This is a genomic window from Lysobacterales bacterium (assembly GCA_019634735.1).
In the GTDB taxonomy this organism is placed as follows: Bacteria; Pseudomonadota; Gammaproteobacteria; order Xanthomonadales; family UBA2363; genus Pseudofulvimonas.
This window is the reverse complement of sequence record JAHCAT010000020.1, coordinates 1-16439: the sequence shown is the minus strand read 5'-3', so window position 1 is coordinate 16439 and position 16439 is coordinate 1. Positions and strand designations below refer to the sequence as shown.

The 16439-nt window shown below is 71.5% G+C and carries 16 protein-coding genes; 11 read left to right on the top strand and 5 right to left on the bottom strand.

Annotated elements, in window-relative coordinates; genetic code table 11:
• Positions 1–53 precede the first annotated feature (53 nt).
• The 5 genes from pcnB (at position 54) to KF823_15450 (ending at position 4805) form a co-directional block, all read left to right on the top strand.
• Positions 54–1685 (top strand): polynucleotide adenylyltransferase PcnB, encoded by a 1632-nt coding sequence (pcnB, locus tag KF823_15470; protein MBX3727307.1) that lies wholly within the window; start codon positions 54–56, stop codon positions 1683–1685.
• Complete coding sequence (gene folK, locus KF823_15465) at positions 1686–2189, top strand: 2-amino-4-hydroxy-6-hydroxymethyldihydropteridine diphosphokinase (GenBank protein ID MBX3727306.1); 504 nt, start codon at positions 1686–1688, stop codon at positions 2187–2189.
• Positions 2190–2206: 17 nt separating this feature from the next.
• Positions 2207–3028, top strand: coding sequence for a 3-methyl-2-oxobutanoate hydroxymethyltransferase (gene panB, locus KF823_15460; GenBank protein MBX3727305.1), 822 nt, complete (start codon positions 2207–2209; stop codon positions 3026–3028).
• Complete coding sequence (gene panC / locus KF823_15455) at positions 3028–3888, top strand: pantoate--beta-alanine ligase (protein MBX3727304.1); 861 nt, start codon at positions 3028–3030, stop codon at positions 3886–3888. Before panB ends, panC begins: the two co-directional genes overlap by 1 nt.
• Positions 3889–4229: 341 nt before the next feature.
• On the top strand, positions 4230–4805 hold the full coding sequence (locus tag KF823_15450; protein MBX3727303.1) for a MarR family transcriptional regulator: 576 nt from the start codon (positions 4230–4232) through the stop codon (positions 4803–4805).
• A gap of 49 nt (positions 4806–4854) precedes the next feature.
• On the opposite strand, the gene KF823_15445 is transcribed toward KF823_15450, so the two are convergent.
• Positions 4855–5163, bottom strand: a complete 309-nt coding sequence (locus tag KF823_15445) for an EF-hand domain-containing protein (protein ID MBX3727302.1) — start codon at positions 5161–5163, stop codon at positions 4855–4857.
• A gap of 13 nt (positions 5164–5176) precedes the next feature.
• On the opposite strand from KF823_15445, the gene KF823_15440 reads away from it, so the two are divergent.
• From KF823_15440 to KF823_15420, 5 genes are all read left to right on the top strand, one after another.
• A complete protein-coding gene (locus KF823_15440; GenBank protein ID MBX3727301.1) occupies positions 5177–6424 on the top strand; it encodes a hypothetical protein in 1248 nt (415 codons plus the stop codon).
• 241 nt (positions 6425–6665) lie between these two features.
• Positions 6666–8312, top strand: a complete 1647-nt coding sequence (gene pgi, locus KF823_15435; protein ID MBX3727300.1) for a glucose-6-phosphate isomerase — start codon at positions 6666–6668, stop codon at positions 8310–8312.
• 31 nt (positions 8313–8343) lie between these two features.
• Entirely contained in the window at positions 8344–9618 is a 1275-nt protein-coding gene (serS, locus tag KF823_15430) for a serine--tRNA ligase (protein MBX3727299.1), read from the top strand.
• A gap of 143 nt (positions 9619–9761) precedes the next feature.
• The gene (locus tag KF823_15425) at positions 9762–10952 is read left to right on the top strand and encodes a hypothetical protein (GenBank protein MBX3727298.1); all 1191 of its coding nucleotides are present in this window, start codon (positions 9762–9764) and stop codon (positions 10950–10952) included.
• A gap of 3 nt (positions 10953–10955) precedes the next feature.
• Positions 10956–12026 (top strand): class III poly(R)-hydroxyalkanoic acid synthase subunit PhaC, encoded by a 1071-nt coding sequence (locus KF823_15420; GenBank protein MBX3727297.1) that lies wholly within the window; start codon positions 10956–10958, stop codon positions 12024–12026.
• Positions 12027–12098: 72 nt separating this feature from the next.
• Here KF823_15420 and phbB read toward each other — a convergent pair whose 3' ends face one another.
• The 4 genes from phbB to gluQRS all read right to left on the bottom strand — a co-directional run bounded on the left by phbB (position 12099) and on the right by gluQRS (position 15330).
• Positions 12099–12848 carry an acetoacetyl-CoA reductase gene (gene phbB / locus KF823_15415; protein MBX3727296.1) on the bottom strand — a complete coding sequence of 250 codons (750 nt, stop codon included), beginning with the start codon at positions 12846–12848 and terminating at the stop codon, positions 12099–12101.
• Between the two features lie 113 nt (positions 12849–12961).
• A complete protein-coding gene (gene phaR, locus KF823_15410; protein ID MBX3727295.1) occupies positions 12962–13471 on the bottom strand; it encodes a polyhydroxyalkanoate synthesis repressor PhaR in 510 nt (169 codons plus the stop codon).
• Between the two features lie 155 nt (positions 13472–13626).
• Complete coding sequence (locus KF823_15405) at positions 13627–14367, bottom strand: beta-ketoacyl-ACP reductase (GenBank protein ID MBX3727294.1); 741 nt, start codon at positions 14365–14367, stop codon at positions 13627–13629.
• Between the two features lie 42 nt (positions 14368–14409).
• Entirely contained in the window at positions 14410–15330 is a 921-nt protein-coding gene (gluQRS, locus tag KF823_15400; GenBank protein MBX3727293.1) for a tRNA glutamyl-Q(34) synthetase GluQRS, read from the bottom strand.
• A 68-nt stretch (positions 15331–15398) separates the two neighbouring features.
• Here gluQRS and htpX point away from each other — a divergent pair, with 68 nt between their 5' ends.
• Positions 15399–16286 carry a protease HtpX gene (gene htpX / locus KF823_15395; GenBank protein ID MBX3727292.1) on the top strand — a complete coding sequence of 296 codons (888 nt, stop codon included), beginning with the start codon at positions 15399–15401 and terminating at the stop codon, positions 16284–16286.
• Positions 16287–16439: the final 153 nt, after the last annotated feature.

Below are 16439 nucleotides of genomic sequence, written 5' to 3'. Positions count from 1 at the left end.
CTCGCGGACCTTCCGCAGCCGCGGCGCCCGTCGCCTGTCAGCCGGCTGACGGCATGGACCGACCGCAACGACTGCAGGGAGCACGTCACTTGGCCTTGAGCGATCTGCTGCGCCGCGCCGCCCGTCTGGTGGCTGCCCCGTTCAAGGCGTTCTCCGGGGTGCCCGGAGCGCCCGCGCCGCAGGTCGCAGCGCAGCCGCAGTCCTCGTCGCCGCGCCACCGCGAGCGGCAGCCGCAGCGCGAGGGACGTGGTGCGCCACGCGGCCGCGGCGGCCGAGGCGAAGGGCGCGATGCGCGGCCACCGCGTGGTCGCGAGGGCGGCGATCGCCCGACGGCTCCCCGCGCGCGCCGGCAACCGCCGCCGCTGGCGCCGGGTGCCGTGGTGATCCCGCGCGACCGCCACGGCATCTCCCGCAAGGACATCAGCAACAACGCGCTGCGCGTGCTGTACCGGCTGGACGAGGCGGGCTTCCAGGCCTACCTGGTCGGCGGCGCGGTGCGCGACCTGCTGCTCGGCGGCCGCCCCAAGGACTTCGACGTCGCCACCGACGCAAGTCCCGACCAGGTCCGGCAACTGTTCCGCAACTGCCGGCTGATCGGGCGCCGTTTCCGCCTTGCGCACATCCACTTCGGGCAGGAGATCATCGAAGTCGCCACCTTCCGCGGGACCGGCGACGAAGGCGACCGCAAGCTCGACAACGGCCGCCTGCTGCGCGACAACATCTACGGCTCGCTGGAGGAGGACATCTTCCGCCGCGACTTCACGATCAACGCCCTGTACTACAACATCGCCGACTTCAGCCTGCGCGACGACGCCGGCGGCGTCGCCGACATCGCCGAGCGCCGGCTGCGCCTGATCGGCGAGCCGGAGGCGCGCTTCCGGGAGGACCCGGTGCGCATGCTGCGCGCGGTGCGTTTCGCCGCCAAGCTGGGTTTCGAGCTGGAGCCGTCGATGGCGCGCGCGCTGCCCATGCTCGCCTATCTGCTCGGCGAGGTGCCGCCGGCGCGGCTGTTCGACGAGACCACCAAGCTGTTCCTGATGGGCCATGCCGAGCGTAGCTTCGACCTGCTACGCGAGCACGGCCTGCTGCCGGCCTTGATGCCGCAGGTCGCCGACGAGCTGGCCGCCGACCCCGACGGCCGCTACGGGAGCTTCGTCCGCGATGCCCTGCGCGGCTCCGACCAGCGGGTCGCCGAGGGCCGGCCGCTGACCTCCGGCTTCCTGCTGGCCGTGCTGCTGTGGCCGTCGGCGCAGCGCACCCACGCCGCGCTGGTGGCCAAGGGCACCGAAGCCAACCTGGCCTGGCAGCAGGCCGCCGATGCCGTGGTGATGCCGTTCTGCCAGCGCGTCGCGGTGCCCCGGCGGATTTCCCTGGTCAGCCAGGAGATCTGGACCCTGCAGGGCTGGCTGACCCAGCGCACGCGCCGGCGCGTGGTCCGGCTGCTTGCCCATCCGCGCTTCCGCGCTGCCTGGGATTTCCTGGTGCTGCGCGCGGCGATCGAGCCCGACCTGGTGGAACTGGTCGAGTGGTGGCGGCAGACCCAGGCGCTCGACGAGTCGGCGCTCGATGGCCACCTCGAACGGGCGGTGGTCAGCGCTGGCGACGTCGGCCCGGGCAAGCGCCGCCGCCGTCGCGGCGGACGCCGTCGCGGTGGCGGCCCGGGCGGCGCCGGCGGCGGCGACTGAATGCCGGCGCAGCAGGCCGTCGTCGGCCTCGGCGGCAACCTCGCCGCGCCCGCCCGGACGATCGCCGCGGCGTTGCACCGGCTGGCGCACTGGCCGGGTGTTGCCGCCCTGCGCGCTTCGCGTCTGTACCGCAGCCCGCCCTGGGGCGACCCGGACCAGCCCGACTACGTCAATGCCGTGGCTTGCCTCGACCACGAGGGCGGCGCCCACGCCCTGCTTGCCGGCCTGCTGGCGATCGAGCGCGAGGCCGGCCGACGTCGGGGCGGGGCGCGCTGGGGGCCGCGCAGCCTCGACCTCGACCTGCTGGTCTACGGCGACCAGCAGATCGACCGTCCGGGCCTGCAGGTGCCGCACCCGCGCCTCGCCGACCGGCCGTTCGTCCTCCTGCCGATGGCCGAGCTGCTGCCGGATCTCGCACTGACCGGGCACGGCACGGTGGCGGCGCGTGCGGCGGAGGTCGACGCTGCCGGTACCGCTGCGATAGATTGGCGCGCCCGCGCCTGATCGTCCCTGGAGCGCCGATGTACGTGGACAAGCCGCCCCGTGTGCGCGCCCAGGTCACCGCCCCGGGCTTGCGGGCGATGAAGGCGCGCGGCGAGCGCATCGTCGCCCTGACCGCCTATGACTACAGTTTCGCCTGCCTCGTGGAGGCTGCCGGCGTCGACTTCGTGCTGGTCGGCGACTCGCTCGGCATGGTCGTGCAGGGCCGCTCGACCACCCTGCCGGTCACCCTCGACGCGATGGTCTACCACTGCGCCGCGGTCTCGCGCGGTCTGCAGCGCGCCCTGCTGGTCGCCGACCTGCCGTTCCTGAGCGATGTCGACGCCGCCAGCGCGGTGCGCAGCGGCGGCCGGCTGCTCGCCGAGGGCGGCGCGCGCATGGTCAAGATCGAAGGCGCCGGTCCGCGCCTTGCGGCGATCGAGGCCATGGTCGACAACGGCATCCCGGTCTGCGCCCACCTCGGCCTGACGCCGCAGGCGGTGCATGCGCTGGGCGGCTACCGCACCCAGGGCCGCGACCAGGCGGCTGCGCGGCGCATCCTCGAGCAAGCCCATGCGGTGGCGAGCGCCGGCGCCAGCGCGCTGGTCCTGGAGTGCGTGCCCGACGAGCTTGCCGCGACCATCACCGCGGAGCTTGCGATTCCGACCATCGGCATCGGCGCCGGTCCGCGCTGCGACGGCCAGGTGCTGGTGTGCTACGACATGCTGGGCATCACGCCGGGACCGCGACCCTCCTTTTCGCGCGATTTCCTGGCCGATGGCGGTTCGATTCCGGCGGCGCTTGCGGCTTACGCCGAGGCCGTTCGCGCAGGAACCTTCCCGCCGGCCCGCGACGACGCCTGATGGAACGCCTGGGCTTGCCCTCGGCGCTGCGCGGGCGCGTCGATGCCTGGCGTCTGCAGGGGCTGCGCGTCGGCCTGGTGCCGACCATGGGCAACCTGCACGCCGGCCATCTCGCCCTGGTCGCCCGGGCGCGCGAGCTGTGCGAGCGCGTGGTCGCCAGCGTGTTCGTCAACCCGACGCAGTTCGGGCCCGGAGAGGATTTCGACCGTTATCCGCGCACCCTGGAAGACGATGCCGAAGCGCTGGCCGGGGCGGGCTGCGACCTGCTGTATGCGCCCGACATCGCGGCGATCTATCCCGCAGGTCCCGCGCAGTCCTACAAGGTGGTGGTGCCGGCGCTGGCCGGCGTGCTCTGCGGCGCGCATCGGCCAGGCCATTTCGACGGCGTCGCGACCGTGGTGACGCGCCTCTACAACCAGGTGCGTCCCGACCTTGCGGTGTTCGGCGAGAAGGACTTCCAGCAGCTGCGCATCCTAGAGCGTCTCACCGTCGATCTCGGCTACGGCATCGCGATCGCACGCGGCGCCACGGTGCGCGAGCCGGACGGCCTGGCGATGAGCTCGCGCAACCGCTACCTGGCGCCCGGCGAGCGTGCCCGCGCGCCGGCCTTGCGGGAGGCGCTGCTGACCCTGCGCGAAGGCTGGCGGGCGGGCATCGGGCTGGCCCCTCTGGAGGCGGCAGGACGGCGGTCCCTGGCCGACGCCGGCTTCGAGGTCGACTACCTGGAGGTGCGCGACGAGGACGCCCTGGAGCGACCCGGCCCGGGTCGTGCCGGGCCATTCCGGGTGTTCGCCGCAGCCCGGCTGGGCGCCACCCGGTTGCTCGACAATCTGCCGCTCGGCGATCATGAGGGGCAATAAAAACAATAAGTTGGAGCAAGGTGTCGGATATTCCTAACAGCGCTGGACTTTTCGCCACACGCTGTGGTAGATTTGCAACCACTGTAGGTCAGGCGCAACGCCGACCTCCAGCCAGCAGGGCGCATTGCAGACATCGTCACTCCCAAAAACCAGCCCTCGTCGATTGACGAGGGCTTTTTTTGTGCCTGTTGCGGATGCAGGGCGGTCGGCACGATGATGTGATCGCCATCACAATCCGGTCTCCAGCCGGCGGCGATTTGCAAACTTCATGCACGTTGCCGGTCTCGCTCTTGCCAGCGCCGGTCCGCATCCGCTAAACACACAGTCTGGAGGAGTTCCAGATGCTCGATACCACCCAGGTGCTTGCCAAGACCGACCTCGGCCGCGATGCGATCAGCAAGCGCAGCCACGGTCTGAATCCCCGCCAGCGCGCCGTGCTGATCTCCATCAATGGCGAGCTCAGCGTCGGTGATCTGCGCGCGCGTTTCGGGGCCGGCAAGGAGGCCGAGCTGGAGGTCATGCTCGACCATCTGCTGGAGCATGGGCTGGTCGAGCGCACCCGCGCCGAACCGGCAGCCGCTGCCCCGGCGCCGGTCGCGATGGTGGACGCCCAACCCGCGACTTCTGTCGCGCCGGCGGTGGTCGCCCCCGGCGCGGCCCTGCCTGCGTCGGCGCCGGCACTGCAGTCCGGACTCGACCAAAGTCCGGACTGGCGGGTTCTGCGGGATCGCGCCGGTGCCCTGCTGCACCAGATGATGGGCGAGGACGCCGATCTGCTGGCGATGCGCCTGGAGCGCTCCCGTACCGAGAGCGAATTCATGGACCACCTCGAGCGCAGCTTCGCGGTGGTCGAGTCCGCGCGTGGCCACGCCGCCATGGCCAGCTACCGCGCCGGCATCCTGAGCGCAGCGGCCTGATCGATCCGACGCGCGGCCTGCCGGTGTCACCGGTGCGCCACCCGCCGGGTCAGGGCGGCGACGCCAGCTCCCTGGCGTCGAGGACCCCGTCGCCGTTGCGGTCCAGGCGCCTGAAACTGTGCTCCAGGGCGTCCAGGAGGACTTGCAGGCGGACCACCCGGGCATCAGGCACGGGCAGTTCATCGTCCTCCAGGATGCCGTCGCCATTGCGGTCCATGCGCCGGAAGCCCCGGCTCATGTAGTCCCGGTATTCGGCGAGATCGACGACGCCGTTGCCGTCCAGATCCATGCGTGCCAGATACGCCGCCGGCGATTGCGGCAGACTGTCCGCGCGCGTCAGCGCCGGCGCGACGAGCATCAGGAGTACGCAGATGTTGGATTGGAAGCGGCTGCTCATCGGCATGATTCTGGCGGTGCCGCCGGCCTCGGGTCCAGCAGCGGGGCCGGCGCTGCGCGTGCTGGCGGTCGACATGGCCATCGATGGAGCGGCCGGCGAACCCGCGCTCGCAGCCCTGCCCGACGGGGCCCTGCTCACCTGGCAGGCGCGCCTGCCGGGCGGCGTCACCGCGCTGCGTCATGCGCGCCTGGATGCGCGCGGCGGAATGCTCGACGAGGGCGAGGTGGCCCGGGGCCGAGGCTGGTTCGTGAACTGGGCGGACTTCCCTTCGGCGGTGGCGCTGGCGGACGGCACCTGGCTGGCGCACTGGCTGGAGCGCAACGGCCCGGCCCGTTACGCCTACGAGATCCGTTTCGCCGCCTCCACCGACCAGGGTCGGAGCTGGCGGTCGCTGGGCCGGCTGCATGACGACGACAGCGCGACCGAGCATGGCTTCGTGGCCTGGGCGGCACGCCCGGACGGCGGCGCGCAGGCGGTCTGGCTGGATGGTCGGGAGACCCAGGGCGGCCATGCCGGTCATGGCGACGACGTGCACGGCCGCAGCGACGCCAGCGGCGGCGCGATGACCCTGCGCACCGCCCGGGTCGACGCCCAGGGTGCCCCCGCCAGCACCTTGCTCGACGAGCGCGTGTGCGACTGCTGCCAGACCGACGCGGTGGCCATCGGCGAGGATCTGCTGGTGGTCTACCGCGACCGCGGTCCGGAGGAGATCCGGGACGTCGTGCTGAAGCGCTTCCACGCCGGGCGGTGGCAGGCGGCCGAGCCGTTGTTCGCCACCGGCTGGCGGATCGCCGGTTGCCCCGTGAACGGCCCAGCGATCGCGGCGCACGGCCGGTCGGTGGCGGCCGCCGCCTACGACGAGGCCGACGGCCCGGGCCGGGTCCAGGTCCGCACCAGCGGCGATGCGGGTCGGCGCTGGCACGCGGCGGTGGTCATCGCACAGGGCGACAGCCTAGGCCGCGTCGACCTCGTAGCCTTGCCAGGCCGGCGTTTCCTGCTCAGCCACTATCGGCTCGAGGGCGCAGGTGCCGTGCTGCGGGTCGAGCTGCTCGACGAACGGGGGCGGTCGCTGGCGCAGGTCGACGTCACCGGGATGCCGGTGGCCGCTGCCCACGGCTTCCCGCGCATGGCGGCGGTCGAGGGCGGCGCACTGCTGGCCTGGACCGGCATCGCCGATGGCCAGCCGCGTGTGCATCTGGCCCGGATCGCGGTCGATCGCTAGCCCGGACACGCATGAGGCCGCTGCTGCGGCCGCCCATCTCCCCGCCGCGGCGCGGTGCGGTCTGCTCCCATTGGCCGGATCGACAAGGTGGCGCCAACGCCTGCACCGTCCGACGGTCCGCACCACCATGCGATTTCGACAGCCTTGCCTCGCGTCCCCATGGAACGACCGCGTTCAAGCTGCTTAGCACGGGCCTGCTAACCTTGCCGCCGGCGTTCCGGAAGGCAGTGCGGCTGCGCGGATGAGCACGAGCATCGATACCGAGATCGATCAGCTGGCAAGCCATGCCGCGCGCCTGGCCGGCGTGTCCCTGCTCGAGCTGTTTCGTCGCGAGCCTGGGCGGACCGGCTGGCTGACCGGCAGCATCGGCCCTGTGCTCGTCGACTGCGCCAAGCAGCCGATCGATGCCGGTGCCTGGCAGGCGCTGCTCGACCACGCCCGGCGTCTCGGCGTCGAGGCGGCCCGCGACGCGATGCTGGCCGGCGGCCGGGTCAACGTCAGCGAGGGCAGGGCGGCCTTGCACGCGCTGCTGCGTACGCCGACCGGCGAGGTGCCCGCCGTCCTGCGCGCAGAGAGCGAGGCGATCGCCGCGACCCTGGCACGGATGGCCGAGCTGGTGGCCAGGCTGCGCCAGGCGTTGCCGGAACAGGCGCTGCCTGCGGTCACCGATGTGGTCAGCGTCGGCATCGGCGGTTCGGAGCTGGGTCCCCGGCTGGCCTGCGAGGCGCTGGGCGGGTGTCATCAGGGCCCGCGCGTGCACTTCCTGGCCAATGTCGATGGCGAGCGCGTCGCCCGGACCTGCGCGACGCTCGATCCGGCGAGCACCGTGGTCATCCTGGTGTCCAAGAGCTTTGGTACCCAGGAGACTCTGCTCAACGGTCGTGTGCTGCGCGACTGGCTGGTTGCCGCCCTGGGCCGGGAAGACGCCGCCACGCGCCTGTTCGCGGTGAGCGCCAATGTCGAGGCCGCGCAGGCGTTCGGCGTGCCCGCCGGGCAAGTGCTGCCGATGTGGGACTACGTGGGCGGTCGCTTCTCGCTGTGGTCGGCGGCCGGCCTGCCTGTGGCGCTGGCGCTGGGCATGGACGGCTTCCGCGGTCTGCTCGCCGGCGCGGCGCAGGTCGACCGCCACTTCCGCGATGCGCCGCTTGCCGACAATCTGCCGGTGCGGCTGGCCCTGCTGGCCTGGTGGAACCGGGTCTGGCTGGGCCGTGGCAGCCTGTGCGTCGTCCCCTACGACGATCGCCTGGCCGCCCTGCCGGGCTGGCTTCAGCAGCTGGAGATGGAGTCCAACGGCAAGCGGGTGACCGCACAGGGCGAGCCGGTCGCGCTGCCCACCGTGCCGGTGATCTGGGGCAGCGTCGGCGCCAATGCCCAGCACGCCTATTTCCAGGCGCTGCACCAGGGTACCGACGTGGTGCCCGTCGATTTCGTCGGCGTGGTGCGGCCGGACCACGACCTGCATGGCAACCACCAGGCGCTGCTCGCAAACCTGCTGGCGCAGGGCGCCGCGCTGATGGCCGGGCGGGACCGGGCGGCCGCCCATGCGCTGCTGGCGGGCGAGACCGATCCGGCGCGCCGCGAGATGCTGGCTGCGCAGACCAGCTTCCCCGGCGACCGGCCCTCCAACACGCTGCTGCTGGATCGCCTGACCCCCGAGGCCCTGGGTGCGCTGCTCGCGCTGTACGAGCACAAGACCTTCGTGTATGCGCTGCTGTGCGGCGTCAACCCGTTCGACCAGTGGGGTGTGGAGCTGGGCAAGACGCTGGCCGCGCGTCTGCTGCCGGTGCTGGCCGGCGGCGATCCCGGCGACGGCCTCGACGCCTCCACGCTGGCGCTGGCGGCCCACGTGCGCCAGCGGTTTGCGCCACCCCCCGAGCGCCCGGGATAATCGCCGACCCCAAGTGTCAAGGCCCAGCAACATGCTCGATCCCGTCCTCCTGCGCGGCCAGCCCGATGCCGTCACCGCGGCCCTGGCGCGACGCGGATTCGCCTTTCCCCGCGCCGAGTTCGAGCGCCTGGAGTCCGAGCGCAAGCGCCTGCAGGTCGAGGCCGAGGGGCTGCAGGCACGGCGCAACAGCCTGTCGAAGGCGGTCGGCCAGGCCAAGGCGCGCGGCGAGGATGCCGCGCCGATCCTGGCCGAGGTGGCCGGCCTGGGCGAGCAGCTGAAGGCCTCGGAGGCCGCCCTGGCGGGCATCCAGGAGCAGCTGTCGGCACTGCTGGCCGGCTTGCCCAACCTGCCGCAGGCGGGCGTGCCGGACGGCCGCGACGAGGCCGGCAACGTCGAGGTCCGGCGCGTCGGTGAGCCCCGGCGCTTCGATTTTCCGGTTCGCGACCATGTCGAGCTGGGCGCCCGCGACGGCTGGCTCGACGGCGATGCCGCCGCGCGCCTGTCCGGCGCCCGCTTCACCGTACTGCGCGGCCAGCTCGCCCGCCTGCACCGGGCCCTGGCGCAGTTCATGCTGGACCTGCACACTACCGAGCACGGCTACCTGGAGTGCAACGTGCCGCTGCTGGTCAACGCCGACAGCATGCATGGCACCGGCCAGTTGCCGAAGTTCGAGGAGGACCTGTTTGCCACCCGCGGTGAGCCGACCCGCTACCTGATCCCGACCGCCGAGGTGCCGCTCACCAACCTGATGCGCGGCGAGCTGCTGGACGCCGAGGCGCTGCCGCTGCGCATGGCCGCGCACTCGCTGTGCTTCCGCTCCGAGGCGGGCTCCTACGGACGCGACACCCGCGGCATGATCCGCCAGCACCAGTTCGAGAAGGTCGAGCTGGTAAGTGTGGTGGCGGCGCAGGACAGCGATGCCGAACTCGAGCGCATGACCGCCTGCGCCGAGGCCGTGCTCGAGCGTCTGGAGCTGCCCTACCGCCGCATGCTGCTGTGCGCCGGCGACATGGGCTTCTCGGCGGCGCGCACCTACGACCTGGAGGTCTGGCTGCCCTCCCAGGACAGCTACCGCGAGATCAGCTCGTGCTCGAACTGCGAGGGTTTCCAGGCGCGCCGCATGCAGGCGCGCTGGCGCAACCCGGCGACCGGCAAGCCGGAGCCGGTGCACACCCTCAACGGCTCCGGCGTGGCAGTCGGCCGCGCGCTGATCGCGGTAATGGAGAACCACCAGCAGGCCGACGGCTCGATCCACATTCCCGAAGCGCTGCGGCCCTGGATGGGCGGCCTGGACCGGATCGGCTGAGCGTGTCGCGCGCCGCTCCCGCCTGCGGGCGCCACGGCGCAATGCCCGGGCGGGCGGCTGCCTTCCGCAGCGCCGCGGCGCGACCGGGCACAGGCCATCCGCGTTAGCATGACCGTCATCCGCAGATGCGAGGATATCGACCGATGAGCGATCAGGGCGACTGGCTCGGCCAGATGGCCAAGCTGCAGCAGCAGTACTGGGAAGGCTGGCGCGGACTGGCCGGCCAGGTGATGGAGCCGGCGCGGCCCCCGGCCAGCCCCGGGTCGCCCTGGGCGGACGGGCTGGAGGCCTGGCGCCGCGCCCTGATCGCGCAGTCCGGGGGCATGGCCGGCGCCATGCCGGGCGGCTTCCCCGGCGGTTTCGCCGGTCGCGACCAGAATGCCCTGTTCGAGCAGATGATGGCGCACGGCAAGCACTACCTGGGCCTGCTGCAGGGATTGATGAATGCCGGTGCCATGCAGGCGCCTGGCGGCGGCATCGATCCGCAGGCCTTCGTCGCCGAGATGCGCCGCGTGCACGAGCGCTTCGGCGCCGGCGCCCTGGCCGGCCTCGGCCAGCCGCACTGGTTCGGTGGCTTCGATGCCGGCCAGGTCGAGCAGCTGGTGCGCTCCCTGGCCAGCGGCCCGATGCAGGCGGTCAGTGGCGATCTCGGCGGCCTGCTGTCGCTGCCGGCGTTCGGCCCGCAGCGCGAGCACGTCGAGCGCGGCCAGGCGCTGGCGCGGGCCTGGCTGGACTACCAGGCCGCCGCCGTGCGTTTCCGCGAGGTGATGCTGAAGGCGACCGGCGGCGCCCTCGACCGGTTCGAGGCCAAGCTGGCCGAACGCGAGCAGCCGGGTCGGCAGATCGAGACCGTACGCGCGCTCTACGACCTGTGGATCGATGCCGCCGAGGAGGCCTTCGCCGAGGTGGCCCTGGGTCCGGACTACCGCGAAGCCAGCGGCGCCCTTGTCGATGCGCAGATGCGGGTGCGGTCCGGCATCAACGCCGAGATCGAGCGGCTGGGCGCGCAGTTAGGCCTGCCCGGTCGCACCGAGGTCGACTCCATGGCGCGCCAGCTGCATGAGCACCGGCGCGAGCTGCGCCGGCTGCGTGCCGAAATCGATGCGTTGCGCCGTGGCGGATCCTCGGCCGGTCCGGCAGGGAAGGGCGGCACGGATGATGCCGCCGCCAAGCCGGCCACCAAGCCGGCCGCCGCCGCCAAGCCAGCCGCCGGCACGCCGGCCAAGGCCGGCAAGGCCCGCAGCAAGAGCAAGGCGGCGCGCGCCACCCGTGCCCGCGGCGCCGAGACCCCGGTGGTGCGTTCCACTGCCCGCAGCCCGCGCAGGAGCCGCTGAGCCATGATCGGAGCACTCAAGTTCGGACCGCAGGCCCTGGTCGAGGAAGCGATGCGCTTCAACCAGCACCTGGCCGCGGGCCTGTCGACCCTGCGCGAGGTCGACGACGTCGACTTCGGCTGCACGCCCAAGGAGGAGGTCTACCGCGAGGACAAGCTGGTCCTGTACCGGTTCAAGGGCGACCAGCCGCCGACCGCCAAGGTGCCGATCCTGATCGTCTATGCGCTGGTCAACCGGCCCTACATGGTCGACCTGCAGGAGGACCGTTCCCTGGTGCGCAACCTGCTGGCGCGCGGCGAGGACGTCTACCTGATCGACTGGGGCTATCCGGACCGTTCCGACCGCTGGCTGACCCTGGACGACTACATCAACGGCTACATCGACCGCTGCGTGCAGGCGGTCGCCGACCGCCACGGCCTGGACGCGATCAACCTGCTGGGCATCTGCCAGGGCGGCGCGTTCTCGGTGTGCTACAGCGCCCTGCACCCGGAGAAGGTGCGCAACCTGATCACCATGGTCACGCCGGTCGACTTCCACACGCCCGACAACATGCTGGGCCACTGGGCGCGCGGCATGGACGTCGACCTGTTCGTCGACGCGGTCGGCAACGTCCCGGCCGACCTGATGAACTTCTGTTATCTCATGCTCAAGCCGTACCGCCTGAACTTCCAGAAGTACGTGGGCCTGGTCGACATCCTCGACGACAAGGCCGAGCTGGAGAACTTCCTGCGCATGGAGAAGTGGATCTTCGATTCGCCGGACCTGGCCGGCGAGGCCTACCGCCAGTTCATCAAGGACTTCTACCAGGGCAACAAGCTGATCAACGGCGGCCTTGAGATCGGCGGCCGGGCGGTCGATCCGATCAACATCACCATGCCGGTGCTGAACATCTTCGCCGAGCAGGACCACCTGGTGCCGCCGGACGCCTCGCGGCCGCTTGGCGGCATCGTCGGCACCGAGGACTACAGCGAGCTGGCCTTCCGCGGCGGCCACATCGGCATCTACGTGTCGGGCCGCGCCCAGCGCGAGGTGCCGCAGGCGATCCACGACTGGCTGGCGGCGCGCGGCGGCTGAACCCGGCAGCTGCGGCCGGCTGGCGGGGGCAGCGGACCTGCGCCCCCGTCGGTGCGGCGGCGGTCGACAGCCTCAGAAGCTCATGAAATAGCCGCCGTTGACCGGCACCAGGGCGCCGGTGATGTAGCCGGCGTCGTCGTCGCTCAGGAAGGCCACGGTGCGGGCGATCTCGCGCGGCTCGCCGAGTCGCCCCGCCGGAATCTGCGCGACGATCTGTTCGCGCACCGCCTCGGGCACAGCCATGACCAGGGCGGTGCGGCAGTACCCCGGCGCCACCGAATTGACGGTCACGCCCTTGCGGGCGACCTCGCGCGCCATCGCCATGGTGAAGCCGTGGATACCGGCCTTGGCGGCGGCGTAATTGGTTTGCCCGAACTGGCCGGTCTGACCGTTCACCGAAGAGATGTTGACGATGCGCCCGAAGCCGCGCGCGGTCATGCCCTCGACCACCGCCCTGCAGGCGTTGAACACGCCGTCGAGGTTGACCCGCATCAGCTCGCGCCAATGCCGCTCCTCCATCTTGCGCAGCGTGGTGTCGCGGGTGATGCCCGCGGCGCAGACCAGGATGTCGATGGCGCCGTGGCGGGCCTCGATGTCGCGCGCGAACGCCTGGCAGGCCTCGAAATCGGTGACGTCCAGGGGCGCGAACGAGATCGCCTCGCCGAGGTCGGCGGTTTCCGCAGCGAAGGCCGCCAGGCGCTCCTCCCGGGCCGCCAGGTCGGCGGCGATCACGCGCCGCCCGGCGCGCGCCAGGTGCCGGCAGATTTCCGTGCCCAGGCCGCCGATGCCGCCGGTGACCACCGCGATCCGTCTGTCATCCATGGCCTGTATGCCATCCGTGGCGCGGGCGGGGCCCGCAACGGCGGCCGATGGTAGGCAGGCTGCGGCGGTGCGTCAAACGGTCCCGAACGGGGGCGGCCGGACGGGGCCGGTGCTCAGGGCTTGGCCGGCTTGTCCGGCTTGCCGCCGGCGGGCCGTTGGCCGGTGCCTTCCTTCTGGATACGGGTGGCGGCGGACAGCATGCCCTGCTGCATGTTGTTCCACAGGTCCATGTTGCGCTCGGCGAGGTCGTTGAGCATCGACCAGGGGGTGCGGCCCAGCAGGTTGCCGAGCTGGTCGCGGAACTGCTGTTGCTGATCCATGAAGATCTGCAGGCTGCGCTCCAGGTAGCTGCCCATGAAGCCCTGCATGGAATCGCCATAGAAGCGGATCATCTGGGTGAGCAGCTTGGTGGTGAACATCGGCTGCCCGTGGTCCTCGTGCTCGGAGATGATCTGGAGCAGGACGGAGCGGGTCAGGTCCTCGCCGCTCTTGGCGTCGACCACCTCGAAGTCCTCCTCGTCCATGACCAGCTGGCGGACGTCCTCGAGGGTGATGTAGCTGGAGATCGCGGTGTCGTAGAGACGCCGGTTGGGATACTTCTTGATGACGCGCTTGTCGGCCATGGCCCCAGCCTAGCAGGGGCTTGTGCGGCGCACCAGTTGCGGCGGCGCAGCAGGGTCGGGGGGTGCACGGCGCGACGGCGTCGCGAGGCCCGTGGAGACGCGGGGACCGCGCGCGGCGGGCGCGCCGCCGATCGCGGTCCCCGGAGGAACGGGGATCACCAGCCCATGTAGTGGCCGCCGTTGATCGACAGGTTGGCGCCGGTGATCCAGGCGGCCTCGTCGGCGGCCAGGAAGTCGACCGCATAGGCGATCTCCTCGGGCTTGCCCAGGCGCCCGACCGGGATCTGCGCGACGATCTTTGCGCGCACCTCCTCGGGTACCGCCATCACCATGTCGGTGGCGACGTAGCCCGGCGAGACGGTGTTGACGGTGATGCCCAGCTTGGCGTTCTCCTGCGCCAGCGAGATCGTGAAACCGTGCATGCCGGCCTTGGCGGCGGCATAGTTGGCCTGGCCGTACTGTCCCTTCTGGCCGTTGATCGAGGCGATCTGGATGATCCGGCCCCACTTGCGCTCGCGCATGCCGTCGATGACCGGCCGGGTCACGTTGTAGCAGGAGTTGAGGTTGGTATTGATCACTTCCTGCCACTGCTCGGCGGTCATCCGGTGGAAGGTGGTGTCACGGGTGATGCCGGCGTTGTTGACCAGGATGTCGATGGCGCCGACGCGGTCGGCGATGGCCTTGACCATTTCCGCCGCCTGCTGCGCCGTCGACACGTCGCCGGGAACGATGGCGATGTCGACGCCGCGCTCCTTCATCTCGCGCTGCCAGGCGCGCGCCTTGTCCTCGTTCCGGTAGTTGGTCACCACCTTGTGGCCGCGGCTGGCCAAACGCTCGCAGATTGCCGAGCCGATTCCGCCGGTGCCGCCGGTCACCAGTGCCACGCGAGAGGTCATGGAGCGCTCCTTGGAAGTTGTCGGGGACGAACAGCGGGAAGTCTAGCGGTTCGCCACCGCGCGCCATGCTGCACTGCGAAGAGAGACGCCGCCTGGTAGCCGGCCGATTTCGAAACCGCCGACCGCGTCCGCCAGCAGCCGCGCCGGCGGGACGGTCGGCTGCCGCAGCGCTGGCGGCACGCCGAGCAGGGCCAGCACCTGGCGCAGTGCCGGCAGCGGATCGCCGCCATCCACCGGCATGGACAGGTGCTGTTTGGACAGTTTCCGGCCATCGTCGTCGAGCAGGACCGGCAGGTGCAGGAAGCCGGGCGTCGGCAGGCGCAAGGCCTGCTGCAGGACGATCTGCCGCGGCGTCGAGTCCAGCAGGTCGCTGCCGCGCACCACCTCGGTGATGCCCTGGGCGTGGTCGTCGACCACCACGGCGAGCTGGTAGGCCCACAATCCGTCGCTGCGGCGGAGCACGAAGTCGCCCTCGCCAGCGGCGGGATCCAGCGACTGCGGACCCTGCAGGCGATCCTCGAAGCCGATCGTCCCGGCAGGGACCCGCAGGCGCCAGGCCGGCGCCGACTTGCTGCCGGCATCGGGCGCACAGGGGCCGTGGTGCCCGCCCCGCGCCCGCACGTCCTGGCGCGAGCAGTGGCACGGGAAGGCCTGGCCGGACGCGACCAGGGCATCGAGGGCGGCCTGGTAGGCCGCCGCGCGGGTCGACTGGAACAGCACCGGTTCGTCGCTGGCCAGCCCGAAGTCCGCCAGGGTCGCCAGGATGCCGGCGCTGGCGCCGGGCCGTTCGCGGGGGGGATCGATGTCCTCGATCCGGACCAGCCAGGCGCCGCCCTGGCTGCGCGCACGCAGCCAGCTCGCCACCGCCGCCAGCAATGAGCCCAGGTGCAGGGCGCCTGTGGGGGAGGGCGCGAAACGGCCCCGGTAGGACGGCTGCACGATTTCGGGATGCTGAACGGTCATCGGACTTGAACGGCGGGCACACGCGCCCCACCTATAATCCCCTGAAACCCTGCCACCCGGAGTGTCCCATGCTCAAGCGGATCGCCCTGTTCGCCGCCACCAACATCGCCGTCCTGCTGGTGCTGTCGGTAGTGATGAAGCTGCTGGGCCTGGACATGTACCTGGCCTCGACCGGCCAGGACTTCACCTCGCTGCTGGTGTTCGCCGCGCTGCTCGGCTTCACCGGCTCCTTCATCTCGCTGGCGATGTCGAAGTTCGTCGCCAAGCGCGCCACCGGGGCGCAGGTCATCGATCCGCAGCGTCCGGCCAACGAGGCGGAGCGCTGGCTGGTCGCCACCGTGCACCGGCAGGCGAAGGACGCCGGCATCGGCGTGCCCGAGGTCGCGATCTACGACGCCCCGGAAATGAACGCCTTCGCCACCGGCATGAACCGCAACAACGCCCTGGTCGCGGTCAGCACCGGTCTGCTGCGGCAGATGGAGCGCGACGAGGTCGAGGCGGTGCTGGGCCACGAGGTCGCCCACGTCGCCAATGGCGACATGGTGACCATGGCCCTGCTGCAGGGCGTCCTGAACACCTTCGTGATCGTGCTGTCGCGGGTGATCGGCCGGATCGTCGACCAGGTCGTGTTCAAGAACGACCGTGGTCCCGGCATGGGCTACTGGATCACCGTGGTGATCGCCCAGGTCCTGCTCGGCATCCTGGCCTCGATCATCGCCATGTGGTTCTCGCGGCATCGCGAGTTCCGCGCCGACGCCGGCGGCGCCCGCCTAGCCGGCCGCGAGAAGATGGTCGCGGCGTTGCGCCGGCTGGGCGGCAATCAGGGCGAGTCGACCCTGCCCCAGGAAGTCCAGGCGTTCGGCATCAGCGGCCACATGGCGGCCGGCCTGAAGCGCCTGTTCATGAGCCATCCGCCGCTGACCGAGCGCATCGCCGCGCTGGAAAGCGCGCGCTGAACCAGGGGTTGCCGCGGCGGCTGCGTCCTGACGACCGGCGCAGCGGCGCCGCCGGTAGGCTCCCTGCCGGCGTCGGCCGTCCTTCGGCACTCCGCCGCGGCGCTGCCGGAACGGGACCCGGAACCCAGCAGGCTGTTGAAAAACAGCCTGCTG